This window comes from Enterobacter cloacae complex sp. SHL009 (assembly GCF_049237205.1).
Lineage (GTDB): Bacteria > Pseudomonadota > Gammaproteobacteria > Enterobacterales > Enterobacteriaceae > Enterobacter > Enterobacter cloacae_M.
This window is the reverse complement of the sequence record NZ_JBMKIW010000002.1, coordinates 327,278-340,682: the sequence shown is the minus strand read 5'-3', so window position 1 is coordinate 340,682 and position 13,405 is coordinate 327,278. Positions and strand designations below refer to the sequence as shown.

At 58.9% G+C, this 13,405-nt stretch carries 12 protein-coding genes and 1 riboswitch; of the genes, 8 read left to right on the top strand and 4 right to left on the bottom strand.

Annotated features, from left to right (window positions below; genetic code table 11):
- Positions 1-31: 31 nt before the first annotated feature.
- Positions 32-613: a cytochrome b/b6 domain-containing protein gene (locus ACOTZC_RS08085; protein WP_045400998.1), complete on the top strand. Its 582-nt coding sequence runs from the start codon at positions 32-34 to the stop codon at positions 611-613.
- A 48-nt stretch (positions 614-661) separates the two neighbouring features.
- Here ACOTZC_RS08085 and ACOTZC_RS08080 read toward each other — a convergent pair whose 3' ends face one another.
- Both ACOTZC_RS08080 and sgrT read right to left on the bottom strand, forming a co-directional pair.
- On the bottom strand, positions 662-1,840 hold the full coding sequence (locus tag ACOTZC_RS08080) for a sugar efflux transporter (protein WP_023310380.1): 1,179 nt from the start codon (positions 1,838-1,840) through the stop codon (positions 662-664).
- Between the two features lie 119 nt (positions 1,841-1,959).
- Positions 1,960-2,112 carry a glucose uptake inhibitor SgrT gene (gene sgrT, locus ACOTZC_RS08075; protein ID WP_023334488.1) on the bottom strand — a complete coding sequence of 51 codons (153 nt, stop codon included), beginning with the start codon at positions 2,110-2,112 and terminating at the stop codon, positions 1,960-1,962.
- A gap of 88 nt (positions 2,113-2,200) precedes the next feature.
- Between sgrT and sgrR the strand changes: the two genes are divergently transcribed.
- From sgrR to thiQ, 4 genes are all read left to right on the top strand, one after another.
- Complete coding sequence (gene sgrR, locus ACOTZC_RS08070; RefSeq protein ID WP_047173699.1) at positions 2,201-3,856, top strand: HTH-type transcriptional regulator SgrR; 1,656 nt, start codon at positions 2,201-2,203, stop codon at positions 3,854-3,856.
- 36 nt (positions 3,857-3,892) lie between these two features.
- A riboswitch (TPP riboswitch) is annotated at positions 3,893-3,993 on the top strand.
- Between the two features lie 31 nt (positions 3,994-4,024).
- On the top strand, positions 4,025-5,008 hold the full coding sequence (gene thiB, locus ACOTZC_RS08065; protein ID WP_045400991.1) for a thiamine ABC transporter substrate binding subunit: 984 nt from the start codon (positions 4,025-4,027) through the stop codon (positions 5,006-5,008).
- Complete coding sequence (thiP, locus tag ACOTZC_RS08060; protein ID WP_045400990.1) at positions 4,984-6,594, top strand: thiamine/thiamine pyrophosphate ABC transporter permease ThiP; 1,611 nt, start codon at positions 4,984-4,986, stop codon at positions 6,592-6,594. The genes thiB and thiP overlap by 25 nt, the downstream gene beginning before the upstream one ends.
- On the top strand, positions 6,578-7,279 hold the full coding sequence (thiQ, locus tag ACOTZC_RS08055) for a thiamine ABC transporter ATP-binding protein ThiQ (RefSeq protein WP_033144617.1): 702 nt from the start codon (positions 6,578-6,580) through the stop codon (positions 7,277-7,279). The genes thiP and thiQ overlap by 17 nt, the downstream gene beginning before the upstream one ends.
- A gap of 32 nt (positions 7,280-7,311) precedes the next feature.
- Here thiQ and ACOTZC_RS08050 read toward each other — a convergent pair whose 3' ends face one another.
- Complete coding sequence (locus ACOTZC_RS08050) at positions 7,312-8,079, bottom strand: DedA family protein (RefSeq protein ID WP_023310374.1); 768 nt, start codon at positions 8,077-8,079, stop codon at positions 7,312-7,314.
- A gap of 128 nt (positions 8,080-8,207) precedes the next feature.
- Positions 8,208-9,053: an arabinose operon transcriptional regulator AraC gene (gene araC / locus ACOTZC_RS08045; RefSeq protein WP_023310373.1), complete on the bottom strand. Its 846-nt coding sequence runs from the start codon at positions 9,051-9,053 to the stop codon at positions 8,208-8,210.
- A 337-nt stretch (positions 9,054-9,390) separates the two neighbouring features.
- On the opposite strand from araC, the gene araB reads away from it, so the two are divergent.
- The 3 genes from araB to araD are packed head-to-tail and all read left to right on the top strand — an operon-like array spanning position 9,391 to position 13,356.
- Positions 9,391-11,100: a ribulokinase gene (gene araB, locus ACOTZC_RS08040; RefSeq protein WP_421635705.1), complete on the top strand. Its 1,710-nt coding sequence runs from the start codon at positions 9,391-9,393 to the stop codon at positions 11,098-11,100.
- A gap of 10 nt (positions 11,101-11,110) precedes the next feature.
- A complete protein-coding gene (gene araA / locus ACOTZC_RS08035; protein WP_023310371.1) occupies positions 11,111-12,613 on the top strand; it encodes an L-arabinose isomerase in 1,503 nt (500 codons plus the stop codon).
- Between the two features lie 47 nt (positions 12,614-12,660).
- Entirely contained in the window at positions 12,661-13,356 is a 696-nt protein-coding gene (gene araD, locus ACOTZC_RS08030) for an L-ribulose-5-phosphate 4-epimerase (RefSeq protein WP_045400984.1), read from the top strand.
- Positions 13,357-13,405 lie beyond the last annotated feature (49 nt).

Genomic DNA, 13,405 nt, shown 5'->3' with positions numbered 1-13,405 from the left:
ATCAGCTCTCTCATTATTGAGGTAAAATGCGATGAAACCAACATTACGCGATACGCTTCCCCATAAAGAAACGCCTTTTCTTCGCATACTGCACATTCTTGTGGCCGTACTGGTCCTGGCCCAGATTATCAATTCTAATTTCACCGAAAGTGAAGCCCTCCACGAATCCGGGCTGAACGGAATCGTCACCTGGATCCATGTTATCTCCGGATTTGGTTTAATTTTTTGTGGCATTGCCATGATGGCATGGATGCTAACCCAGCGCGGATTTAAGTATTACTTCGCCTGGCTGGCGCTGGATTTTCGCGGAATTGTTGACGATATTCGCACCCTCGCGCAGCGTCAGCTTCCTGACGCGCATGCTGGCGGTATGGCGGCAACGGTGCAAGGTCTGGGCGTGCTGGCGCTGCTGGGCGTTGCACTCTGCGGCGCGGCCTGGTTCGTGCTGAACGCCACGCTCGGGCCGGTTTCGTCCGTCACGGAATCCGTCCTGGATTTGCATAAATTTCTGACGGTCTTTATCGAGACATACTTCTGGGCACACGGTTTCATGGGCCTCGTTCATATGTACCTGACGCTACGCGCACAGCGTAAATATCAGTATTCAGAATAAAACGGTTCGCAGAGCCCGGCGTTCCCGGGCTCCGTTTCACTCATCCGATCACACGTCTTTTACGCGGCAGGTCAGCAGGAGCGTCACGACGGATAGCGCCGCAATCATCCAGTAGACTGACGCATGGCCGTAGCTTTGCGCCAGCGCCCCCTGAATCACGCCAGCCAGAATCACTCCGGTTGAAATACTGTTGGTAAAAAGCGTGGTCGCCGAGCCGGCACGGCCGGGCATGAGATCCTGAAACCAGAGCATGCCTATCCCGGCAACAATCCCAATAAACACGGCGTTAAACAGCTGCAGAGCCAGCAACGCTTCCCGCGAATGGAAAAGGATCAGCCCCGCGTAGAACAGCACCCCGGCCGCCACGGCGACGATCATCATCCTGCGCTTTCCAAACCGCTTAACGTAGTAACCCGCCAGAATCATTGCCGGAATTTCCAGCCCGGCGGCAGTTCCCATTAAGATCCCCGCGAGCTTGTCCGGCAGGCCCAGATCGCTGCTGATCCACAGCGGCATATCGATGATGTACATGGTGTTGCAGGTCCACATCAGCGTGGAGGCAATAAACAGCATGCGGACGTTTTTGTCCTGCCAGCCGCTCACCTCGGTGACAGGTTTATCCGTCGTCTGTTCGACGCGCGCCACGGACGGCAGCGCGAAGGCAATCAGCGCCAGGCTGATGACAAAAATCCCGGCGGCGATGGAAAACATGGTGGTAAAGCCGTAGTTCAACGCCAGCATGAAGGCCAGCGGCGGGCCAATGACCCACGCCAGCGAAAGCTGGGCGCGCATCACCGAGCTGAACATCACCACTTCACGCGCCGAGTTATCCGCATATTCACGGGCCAGCGCGAACAGCTGCGGCATGGCGGTGTTCGCCAGCGACGCCAGCAGCACGCCGCAGGTAATGAGCGTCAGATAATGACGGTTGAAGGCAAAGAGCAGCGCGTTACCCACGGCCATGGCGCAGCAAAAGAGGATCAGCCTGCGGCGATCGCCCTGGCTGTCCGATCGTTTCGCCAGCGCGAGGCTGACCAGGATCCCGGCAATGGCGTTAACGGTGTAAAACAGGCCGACCCAAAACGGCTGCGCCCCTACCTCACGGCTGAGAAACAGGCTCAGCGTCGGCGCCTGCAGCGCCCCCGCCACGCCCATCATAAAGGCCACCAGCATAAAAGCGGCATACACACCGTTCAGGCGTCGCCCCATCGTCATCAACCACAGCATGCGCAAGTCCTTGTGAAAGCGAATCGAAATTGAGTGAATAGTTAACGAAAAAAGCCAGCAAAAACATTTTGCTGGCGGGTGATAAGCACCAATACTCAGTCACACATGATCGAGGCGAGTTAGCGGGAAGAGGTCGGTGTCGTAACGTCCCACTGCATCAATTCTTCTAACGTTTTCAGCCGTTGCTCTGCACACCGGCGGGCCAGCCAGGACGATCCTTTTGTCGCTGAAAAGTACTGCTGATAAAACTGACGTGCGGTAGACCTCTTCATAATTTACCTCCTCGCTTCATCGAGGAGAATTATTGGCCTAATATAGGGATAAATAAATTGCTGGTTTTTTGTCAGGAGTTCCCCTTTTATGCCTTCCGGTCGTCTGCAACAACAGTTTATCCGCCTCTGGCAGTGCTGCGAGGGGCAATCGCAGGAGACCACGCTCAACGAGCTGGCCGACCTGCTTAGCTGCTCCCGCCGCCATATGCGCACGCTGCTCAACACCATGCAGCAGCAGGGCTGGTTAAGCTGGGAAGCGGAGGCGGGACGCGGCAAACGCTCGCGGCTGACTTTCCTCTATACCGGGCTGGCGCTGCAGCAGCAGCGCGCGGAAGATCTGCTCGAGCAGGATCGCATCGATCAGCTGGTCCAGCTGGTGGGCGACAAAGCCGCCGTGCGCCAGATGCTGGTTTCCCATCTCGGGCGCAGCTTTCGTCAGGGCCGACACATTCTGCGGGTGCTCTACTACCGTCCGATGAAAAATCTGTTGCCCGGCACGGCCTTACGCCGCTCTGAAACCCACATGGCCCGGCAAATATTCAGCGGCCTGACGCGCATAAATGAGGAAAACGGGGAACTGGAGGCGGATATCGCGCACCACTGGCAGCAGGTTTCCCCGCTTCACTGGCGCTTTTTTTTACGCCCCGGTATCCACTTTCACCACGGCCGCGAGCTGGAAATGCACGACGTCATCGCCTCTCTGGAACGTGCCCGCAGGCTACCGCTCTACTCGCATATCTCCCGCGTCCACTCGCCCACGGCCTGGACGCTGGATATCGAGCTGTCGCAGCAGGATAAGTGGCTTCCCTGGCTGCTGGGCTATGTGCCGTCGATGATTTTGCCCGGCGAGTGGGAATCAATGAACAACTTTGCCAGCCTGCCGATTGGTACCGGGCCTTACTCCGTGTCCCGCAATAACAGCAACCAGCTGAAAATCCGCGCGTTCGACGACTACTTTGGCTATCGGGCGCTGATCGACGAAGTGAACGTCTGGGTATTGCCGGATCTCAATGAAGACCTGAGCTGCGGGCTGACGCTGGAAGGCCCCACCACGGGAGAAAAAGCCGTGGAGAGTCGCCTGGAGGAAGGGTGTTACTATCTCCTGTTTGACCGCCGCACCCACCGTGGGGCAAACCAGGCCGTCCGCAGGTGGGTCAGCCACGTTTTGTCCCCTTCCAATCTGATCTACCATGCGGAAGAGCAGTACCAGACATACTGGTTCCCGGCGTACGGCCTGCTTCCGCGCTGGCACCACGCCCGCCCGGTGCACTGCGACAAACCCGCCGGGCTGGAGTCCATCTCCCTGACCTACTACCGCGAACACGTGGAGCATCGTTTTATCGCCAGAATCATGACCCGGCTGCTGGCAGCCGAGGGGGTCAGGTTAGAGGTCAGGGAAGTAGACTATGACGAATGGCATCAGGGGGAGATCGCCAGTGATATCTGGCTCAACAGCGCCAACTTTACCCTGCCGCTCGATTTTTCCCTTTTCTCGCATTTGTATGAAGTCCCGCTGATCCAGCACTGCATCGACCGTGACTGGCAGCAGGATGCCGCCCTGTGGCGCGCGGGCGAAATGAATCTTGCAGCCTGGTGCCAGCAGCTTTTGGCCGAGCAGGCGATCGTCCCGTTGATCCACCACTGGCTGATGATCCAGGGCCAGCGCAGCATGCGCGGCCTGCGGATGAACACCCTGGGCTGGTTTGATTTTAAATCCGCCTGGTTTGCGCCGCCGGAGCCATAACGCTTTCGTAATATTCACCAAATCATTACAATAGCGCCGTTCTCAACGGGGTGCTGCATCAAAGATGTGCGCTGAGATAATACCCGTCGAACCTGATCCGGATAACGCCGGCGAAGGGATTTGAGGCTGTTGCTCAAAATCCTTTGCCACTCAACTTTGAGGTGCAAAGTGTTAAAAAAAGTTCTTCCCCTGCTGGCGCTGTTTGCGCTGCCTGCTTTTGCGAAGCCCGTCCTGACGGTCTACACCTATGACTCCTTCTCTGCCGACTGGGGCCCTGGCCCGGTGGTTAAAAAAGCCTTTGAAGCGGACTGTAACTGCGAGCTGAAGTTCGTGGCGCTGGAAGATGGCGTGTCGCTGCTCAACCGTCTGCGTATGGAAGGGAAAAACAGCAAGGCCGACGTGGTGCTCGGGCTGGATAACAACCTGCTGGAAGCCGCCTCGCAAACCAAACTGTTTGCCAAAAGCGGCGTAGCGGCAAATGCCGTTAACGTGCCGGGCGGCTGGAAAAACGACACCTTTGTGCCGTTCGACTATGGCTACTTTGCTTTTGTTTACGACAAAAATAAGCTGAAAAACCCGCCGAAGAGCCTGAAAGAGCTGGTGGAAAGTGACCAGAAATGGCGCGTGATTTATGAAGATCCGCGCACCAGTACGCCAGGCCTGGGCCTGCTGCTGTGGATGCAAAAGGTTTATGGGGATAAAGCGCCGGAGGCGTGGCAGAAACTGGCCGCTAAAACCGTCACCGTCACCAAAGGCTGGAGCGAAGCCTATGGCCTGTTCCTGAAAGGCGAAAGCGACCTGGTGCTGAGCTACACCACCTCTCCGGCCTACCACATTATCGCCGAGAAGAAAGATAACTACGCTGCCGCTGATTTTGCTGAAGGGCACTATCTGCAGGTGGAAGTGGCCGCGCGTACCGCTGCCAGCAAACAGCCGGAGCTGGCCGAGAAGTTCCTGAAGTTTATGGTTTCACCGGCGTTCCAGAATGCGATTCCCGCAGGCAACTGGATGTATCCGGTCACTAACGTTACCCTGCCCGTAGGTTTCGAGCAGCTGACCAAACCAAACACCTCGCTGGAGTTTACGCCGCAGCAGGTCGCCGCGCAGCGTGCAGCATGGGTAAGTGAATGGCAACGCGCCGTCAGCCGTTGATTCCCGGCTGGTTACTTCCCGGGCTGCTCGCCGCCACAGTGATGGTGGCGGTCAGCCTGGGGGCTTTTCTTGCACTGTGGTTCAACGCGCCAGAGAGCGACCTGCTCGCCCTCTGGCACGACAGCTACCTCTGGCACGTTATCCGGTTCTCCTTCTGGCAGGCGTCGCTTTCAGCCCTGCTGTCGGTGATTCCGGCTATTTTTCTGGCGCGCGCCCTGTATCGGCGGCGTTTTCCCGGCAGGCTGGCACTGCTGCGCCTGTGCGCCATGACGCTGATCCTGCCCGTGCTGGTGGCGGTATTTGGCATCCTCAGCGTTTACGGTCGCCAGGGCTGGTTGGCTTCGCTGTTCGACCAGCTTGGTCTGGAATGGTCATTCTCTCCTTACGGCCTGCAGGGCATTCTGCTGGCGCACGTGTTTTTCAATATGCCGATGGCAACCCGCCTCTTTTTGCAGGCGCTGGAGAACATTCCCGGCGAGCAGCGTCAGGTTGCCGCCCAGCTCGGCATGCGCGGCGTGTCGTTCTTCCGCTTTGTCGAATGGCCGTGGCTGCGCCGCCAGATCCCGCCCGTCGCGGCGTTAATCTTTATGCTCTGCTTTGCCAGCTTTGCCACCGTGTTGTCGCTCGGCGGTGGGCCGCAGGCCACCACCATTGAGCTGGCGATTTATCAGGCGCTGAGTTACGACTACGATCCCGGTCGCGCCGCGCTGCTGGCGATGGTGCAGATGGCGTGCTGCCTTGTGCTGGTGCTGGTGAGCCAGCGGCTGAGTAAAGCCATTCCCGCTGGCAGTAATCAAATAACCGGCTGGCGCGATCCGCAGGACAGCCTGCACAGCCGCGTTATCGATTTTATCCTGATCGCGCTGGCGCTCCTGCTTCTGCTGCCGCCGCTGATGGCCGTTATCGTTGACGGACTGAACCTCAATCTCATCTCCGTCCTGCAACAGCCCATCCTCTGGCAGGCGACATGGACCTCGCTGCGTATCGCGCTGGCGGCAGGGTTACTGTGCGTCATGCTGACCATGATGCTGCTGTGGAGCAGCCGCGAACTCTACGCGCGGCAGGCCCGTAAGGCCGGGCAAATGCTGGAGCTGACGGGCATGCTGATTCTGGCGATGCCGGGCATCGTGCTGGCGACGGGCTTCTTTTTACTGTTCAACAGCACCATCGGCCTGCCGGAAAGCGCCGATGGCATTGTGATTTTTACCAACGCCTTAATGGCCATCCCCTACGCGCTTAAGGTGCTGGAAAACCCGATGCGCGACGTCAACAGCCGTTACGGTTTGCTGTGCCAGTCGCTGGGTATGCAGGGCTGGCAGCGGCTGAGGGTGGTCGAACTCCGCGCGCTAAAACGCCCGCTGGCGCAGGCGCTGGCGTTTGCCTGCGTGTTGTCGATTGGGGATTTTGGCGTGGTGGCTCTCTTTGGCAATGACGATTTCCGCACGCTGCCATACTGGCTCTATCAGCAGATCGGCTCTTATCGCAGTCAGGACGGCGCGGTCACCGCGCTGCTGCTGCTGCTGCTGTGCTTTGCCTTATTTACCGTTATCGAAAAACTTCCGGGGCGTGATGTTAAAACTGACTGATGTAACCTGGCTTTACCAGCATCTGCCGATGCGCTTCACGCTCTCCGTGCGCCAGGGGGAGATGATCGCCGTGCTTGGCCCAAGCGGCGCGGGAAAAAGCACGCTGCTTAATCTGATTGCGGGTTTTCTGCAGCCGGCAAGCGGTGCGATCGTCATTAACAATCAAGATCATACCCACACGCCGCCCGCAAAACGTCCGGTCTCAATGCTGTTTCAGGAAAACAACCTGTTTACCCACCTGACGGTGCGGCAAAACATCGCGCTGGGAATGCATCCGGGACTCAGGCTGAACGATGCCCAGCGCCAGAAGCTGGAGATCATTGCCGCCCAGATGGGGATCAACGAGTTCATCGACAGGCTCCCGGGCGAGCTTTCCGGCGGCCAGCGTCAGCGCGTGGCGCTGGCGCGATGTCTGGTCCGCGAGCAGCCGATCCTGCTGCTGGATGAGCCGTTCTCGGCGCTCGATCCCGCGCTGCGCCAGGAGATGCTCGCCCTGGTGCAGGACGTTTGTCAGCGCCAGCAGCTGACGATGCTGATGGTTTCACACAGTATTGAGGATGCTGCCCGCATCGCCCCGCGATCGGTAGTGATTGCCGAAGGGCGTATTTTGTGGGATGGAAAAACAGAAGAACTGCTGAGCGGTAAGGCGGGGGCGTCTTCACTGTTGGGCATTCGTGCCGTCTGATGCCCTCTCCCACAGGGAGAGGGAAAAAGTCCTTAACGGCTCACCACTTTCAATAAAATCTCACCGTACACAGGCATCAGCGGGTGGCGAATCAGCGCGACCAGGGCTACCACAGCCACGCCCAGCGTCAGCGGGGCCAGCCACAAAAGACGAGTGCGCGGGAGATAGCGCGTCAGACGATCGACGCTGGCTTTCGCGCTGCGCCACAGCCGCCAGCAGAGCCATGCCGCCAGCCACAGCAGCACAGCCGTACCCAGCAGCAGCCACTTAAACTCACCGCTTTGCATACCGTCAGGAATATCGATGGCAGCGCCCGCGAGGATCCCCGGCAGGAAGTAGAACGGCGGCCAGAAGACGCAGCCGATAATGTTCGGCACCACGAATTTTGCGACGGGCAGATCCAGCATTCCCGCCACCATCGGCACCAGCGGACGCGTTGGCCCGACAAAGCGGCCGACGAGGATGGTAAACATGCTGTGCTGATGCAGCGCATGCTCGGTTTTATCCAGCAGGGCTTTGTTCTTTTTCATGAACGACCAGCGGTGCAGCGGCTTCTTAAAGCGCCAGCCCAGCCAGAAGGAGATCCAGTCGCCGAGCAGGCAGCCGATTATCCCGGCCAGCCACGCCTGCCAGAAATTAACCTCGCCGCTGCCAATCAGCGCCCCAAGCCCTGCCATCATCACGGTGCCGGGCAGGATCAGCCCAACCAGCGCCAGCGATTCCAGAAACGCCACCAGCGCCACGGCGATGAGCGAGTACATAACGGACTGGGTAATAAAGTGTTCCAGCAATGCCTGCATAACTATTCCGGTCAGAAAACGAATCAGCGATTCTGCTTAGCGCCCCGCACCACGTCAAGGCAACAATTGTCTGAATAGTTTACAGGTTGCTTTCTGCATTCACCTGTTTGTTTATCTTTTTTTACCGTTTATTCACATCCCGCGCGGAATTCGCTCGGGCTGGCACCGGTGCATTTTTTAAATACCCGGGAGAAATAGAGCTGATCCTCAAAGCCCACGTTGCGTCCCACGGTGGCAATCGGCATCCGGGTGGTGCTGAGCAGCAGCTTTGCCTGGCTAATGCGCTGATCCTCGCGCCAGCTCAGCACGCTGACGCCCAGCTGCTGGCGGAAAAGATGCGACAGCCGCGACGGCGACAGGCAGACGTGCTGAGCAACGCTGGCGATATCGAACTGGCTATCGGCCAGGTGGTCGCTGATGTACTGGCAGGCGTCGCGCACGCGGTTGTCCAGCGGGGGGTTAAGCGACTCGTTAATCGCCTCCATGCGGCGAAGCAGCAGCTGTTCGAGCAGGTTAATCGCCAGCAGTTCAGCGTAACGACCACCGGCCTGTCCCGCCTCGATAATCTGCGCAAAAAGCTCGCGAAACTGCGCCAGATGAACCTCATCCGGGCGATAAAAACCGGTGTGCGCAAAAATAGCTGGCCACGAAAGCCACTCCTGCCAGTAGGCGCGCGGACGGAAATAGACCCACTGGTGATACCACTCTTTGGCATCGGGATGACGGCCATAGTGGTGGATTTCCCCCGGCGGGAACAGCAGGATATCGCCGGGGCGGCAGACAAACTGCTGGTCACCGTTCTTGATGATCCCTTCTCCTCGCACGGTCAGATTGAGGATATACCCTTTCATGCCGAGCGGTCGGTCGACGTAAAAGTCGAGGTATCCCTCAGCCTCGATAGGGGTCAGTCCCGCCACAAGGTGCGCGTTAAACGAGTATCCCGGCAGCAGGGGATCGTTTTGCGTTTCGGCCATAGATTCAGTTCTCCCAAGGGTCCTGAAGGAAACCAATTGTCCATATCACTAAATGCAGGTTAAAAATGGCCCGCGAAAAGATCCAAAAAGCATCACGCCGCTTTTACGTCCGCCATGTTTCAGCCTTTCCCCCTGATTTCTCCGCCAGAGCAGACAGATAACCAGTAACAAAAGTGTCTATAAGTGCGGCAGAAATGTCCACATTGAATATTTGCACGGCGTCACACTTTCCGTCGTAACAGCAATTTAGTCCATAAGATTAGCGGATCCTGCCTGACGACTTTTTTCCCCAGTCTCTAATGTTCTTCCATACCTGTTTTTTCGATGGAGCAACACCATGGCAATTGCGATTGGCCTCGATTTTGGCAGCGATTCAGTTCGCGCGCTGGCAGTGGACTGTACGTCCGGCCAGGAGATAGCAACCAGCGTTGAGTGGTATCCGCGCTGGCAAGAGGGGCGCTACTGCGATGCGCCTAACAACCAGTTCCGTCACCACCCGCGTGACTATATCGAGTCGATGGAAGCGGCGATCAAAACCGTCCTGGCCGAACTGACCGACGCCCAGCGGTCTGAAATTGTCGGGATTGGCGTCGACAGCACCGGCTCCACGCCGGCCCCTGTGGATGCCGAAGGCCGCGTGCTGGCGCTGCGCCCGGAGTTTGCCGACAACCCGAACGCCATGTTTGTGCTGTGGAAAGACCACACCGCCGTAGAAGAGGCTGAAGCCATTACGCGCCTGTGCCATCAGCCGGGCAAGACAGACTACTCGCGCTACATCGGCGGGATTTATTCCAGCGAATGGTTCTGGGCCAAGATCCTTCACGTCACTCGGGCCGACGCAGCCGTTGCGCAGGCTGCGGCGTCATGGGTTGAGCTGTGCGACTGGGTGCCTGCCCTGCTCTCCGGCACCACTCGCCCGCAGGATATCCGCCGCGGCCGCTGCAGCGCCGGGCATAAATCCCTGTGGCACGAAAGCTGGGGCGGTCTGCCTCCGGCCACGTTCTTCGACGAGCTCGATCCGATCATCAACAAGAGCCTGACGTACCCGCTGTTTACCGACACCTTCACCGCTGATATTCCGGTCGGCACCCTCTGCGAAGAGTGGGCGACGCGCCTCGGCCTGCCTCAGAACGTGGCCATCTCCGGCGGCGCCTTTGACTGCCATATGGGCGCCGTGGGTGCGGGCGCACAGCCAAACACGCTGGTCAAAGTCATCGGAACCTCCACCTGCGACATCCTGACGGCGGATAAAGGCACCGTCGGCGACCGCGCGGTGAAAGGCATCTGCGGCCAGGTTGACGGCAGCGTGGTGCCGGACTTTATCGGTCTGGAAGCCGGTCAGTCCGCGTTTGGCGATATCTATGCCTGGTTTGGCCGCGTGCTCGGCTGGCCGCTGGACCAGCTGGCGGCGGCGCATCCTGAACTGAAAACACAGATAGCAGAGAGCAAAAAGCAGCTCCTGCCGCAGCTCACCGACGCCTGGGCAAAAAATCCGTCTCTCGATCACCTGCCGGTGGTGCTGGACTGGTTTAACGGCCGCCGCACGCCGTTTGCCAACCAGCGACTGAAAGGAGTGATCACCGATCTCAACCTGGCGACCGACGCGCCCGCGCTGTTCGGCGGTCTGATTGCCGCAACGGCCTTCGGTGCCCGCGCCATTATGGAGTGCTTCACCGGGCAGGGCATCAACGTGAACAACGTGATGGCGCTGGGCGGCATCGCCCGTAAAAACCCGGTGATCATGCAGGCCTGCTGCGACGTGCTGAACCGTCCGCTGCAGATTGTGGCCTCCGATCAGTGCTGCGCGCTGGGCGCGGCGATTTTCGCCGCCGTGGCCGCGGGCGTCCATGCCGACATCCCGACCGCACAGCAGCATATGGCGAGCGCCGTCGAAAACACGCTCCAGCCGCGCACCCAACAGGCACAGCGCTTTGAACAGCTTTATCAGCGCTACCAGCAATGGGCAAAAAGCGCCGAACTTCACTATCTCCCTGTCGCCGCCCCGGCCAAAAGCACCGCGGACACTACGGCAACCCTGACCCATTAAGGACACGATGATGACCATTTTTAATAACTATGAAGTGTGGTTTGTGATTGGCAGCCAGCATCTGTACGGACCGGAAGCGCTGCAGCAGGTGACGAAACACGCGGAGCACGTCGTTAACGCGCTGAATGCGGAAGCTAAACTGCCGTGCAAACTGGTGCTGAAACCGCTGGGCACCACGCCGGATGAAATTACCCACATCTGCCGCGACGCCAACTACGACGATAAATGCGCCGGTCTGGTGGTGTGGCTGCACACCTTCTCACCCGCTAAAATGTGGATTAACGGCCTGTCTATCCTCAACAAGCCGCTGCTGCAGTTCCATACCCAGTTCAACGCCTCCCTGCCGTGGGACAGCATCGACATGGACTTTATGAACCTGAACCAGACCGCGCACGGCGGCCGCGAGTTCGGCTTCATCGGCGCGCGTATGCGCCAGCAGCACGCGGTGGTCACCGGCCACTGGCAGGATGGCAAAGCGCAACAGCGTATCGGCTCCTGGATGCGCCAGGCAGTATCCAAACAGGATACCCGCCATCTGAAAGTAGTGCGTTTCGGCGACAACATGCGTGAAGTGGCGGTCACCGACGGCGACAAAGTGGCCGCGCAGATCAAGTTCGGCTTCTCCGTAAATACCTGGGCCGTGGGCGACCTGGTGCAGGTGGTGAATGAAATCAGCGACGGCGACGTGAGCGCGCTGGTGGACGAGTACGAAAGCAGCTACCGCCTGACGCCTGCGGCACAAATCAACGGCGACAAGCGTCAGAACGTGCTGGACGCGGCGCGCATCGAGCTGGGCATGAAGCGCTTCCTGGAACAGGGCGGCTTCCACGCCTTTACCACTACCTTTGAAGACCTCCACGGCCTGAAACAGCTGCCGGGCCTGGCGGTACAACGTCTGATGCAGCAGGGCTACGGCTTTGCGGGCGAAGGCGACTGGAAAACTGCCGCTCTGCTTCGCATCATGAAGGTGATGTCGACCGGTCTGCAGGGCGGCACCTCCTTTATGGAGGACTACACCTATCACTTCGAAAACGGCAACGACCTGGTGCTCGGCTCGCACATGCTGGAAGTGTGCCCGACGATCGCCGTGGAAGAGAAACCGATCCTCGACGTGCAGTACCTCGGCATCGGCGGTAAAGCCGATCCGGCGCGCCTGATCTTCAACACCCGTACGGGCCCGGCCATCAACGCCAGCCTGATCGACCTGGGCGATCGCTTCCGCCTGCTGGTGAACTGCGTCGATGCGGTTGAAACGCCGCACTCTCTGCCGAAACTGCCGGTCGCCAACGCCCTGTGGAAAGCGCAGCCTGATCTGCCAACCGCCTCTGAGGCATGGATCCTGGCCGGCGGCGCGCACCACACGGTGTTCAGCCACGCCCTTGATCTGAACGACATGCGTCAGTTCGCCGAGCTGCACGATATCGAGCTGACCGTGATTGATAACGATACCCGCCTGCCCGCCTTTAAAGACGCGCTGCGCTGGAACGAAGTCTATTACGGTTCAAAACGCTAAGTACGGAATGCCCGGTGACGCTACGCTCACCGGGCAGGGAGACAACAATGTTAGACGATCTCAAACGTCAGGTGCTCGAAGCCAACCTGGCGCTGCCGAAACATAATCTGGTCACCCTGACCTGGGGCAACGTCAGCGCCGTTGACCGCGAAAAAGGCGTGTTGGTGATTAAGCCTTCCGGCGTGGATTACACGGTGATGACCGCAGACGATATGGTCGTTGTCAGCCTCGAGACCGGCGAAGTGGTCGAAGGTAAGAAAAAACCGTCCTCCGATACGCCGACTCACCGCCTGCTGTACCGCTCATTCCCGAGCATCGGCGGCATCGTGCATACCCATTCGCGCCACGCCACCATCTGGGCGCAGGCGGGCCAGTCCATCCCGGCGACCGGCACCACCCACGCGGACTACTTTTACGGCACCATTCCCTGCACGCGTCTGATGACCGATGCGGAGATCGGCGGTGAGTACGAGTGGGAAACGGGTAACGTGATTGTTGAAACCTTCGAAAAACAGGGTATCGACGCGGCGCAGATGCCCGGCGTGCTGGTGCACTCCCACGGCCCGTTTGCCTGGGGTAAAAACGCAGAAGACGCGGTGCATAACGCCATCGTGCTCGAAGAGGTCGCCTATATGGGGATCTTCTGTCGCCAGCTGGCGCCGCAGCTGCCGGATATGCAGCAAACCCTGCTGGAAAAGCATTACCTGCGCAAGCACGGCGCGAAGGCCTATTACGGGCAGTAGCTTGCAGGCTGGACAAGCGCAGCGCTATCTGGCAAAACAGACACTGTAT

Bases quoted from the DNA above. Each gene is read 5' to 3' on its own strand.
- araD (WP_045400984.1), top strand. From the start codon at position 12,661: ATGTTAGACGATCTCAAACGTCAGGTGCTCGAAGCCAACCTGGCGCTG.
- ACOTZC_RS08050 (WP_023310374.1), bottom strand. From the start codon at position 8,079: ATGCAGGCATTGCTGGAACACTTTATTACCCAGTCCGTTATGTACTCG.
- sgrT (WP_023334488.1), bottom strand. From the start codon at position 2,112: ATGAAGAGGTCTACCGCACGTCAGTTTTATCAGCAGTACTTTTCAGCG.
- ACOTZC_RS08080 (WP_023310380.1), bottom strand. From the start codon at position 1,840: ATGCTGTGGTTGATGACGATGGGGCGACGCCTGAACGGTGTGTATGCC.
- araC (WP_023310373.1), bottom strand. From the start codon at position 9,053: ATGGCCGAAACGCAAAACGATCCCCTGCTGCCGGGATACTCGTTTAAC.
- thiP (WP_045400990.1), top strand. From the start codon at position 4,984: ATGGCAACGCGCCGTCAGCCGTTGATTCCCGGCTGGTTACTTCCCGGG.
- araA (WP_023310371.1), top strand. From the start codon at position 11,111: ATGACCATTTTTAATAACTATGAAGTGTGGTTTGTGATTGGCAGCCAG.
- araB (WP_421635705.1), top strand. From the start codon at position 9,391: ATGGCAATTGCGATTGGCCTCGATTTTGGCAGCGATTCAGTTCGCGCG.
- ACOTZC_RS08085 (WP_045400998.1), top strand. From the start codon at position 32: ATGAAACCAACATTACGCGATACGCTTCCCCATAAAGAAACGCCTTTT.
- sgrR (WP_047173699.1), top strand. From the start codon at position 2,201: ATGCCTTCCGGTCGTCTGCAACAACAGTTTATCCGCCTCTGGCAGTGC.
- thiQ (WP_033144617.1), top strand. From the start codon at position 6,578: ATGTTAAAACTGACTGATGTAACCTGGCTTTACCAGCATCTGCCGATG.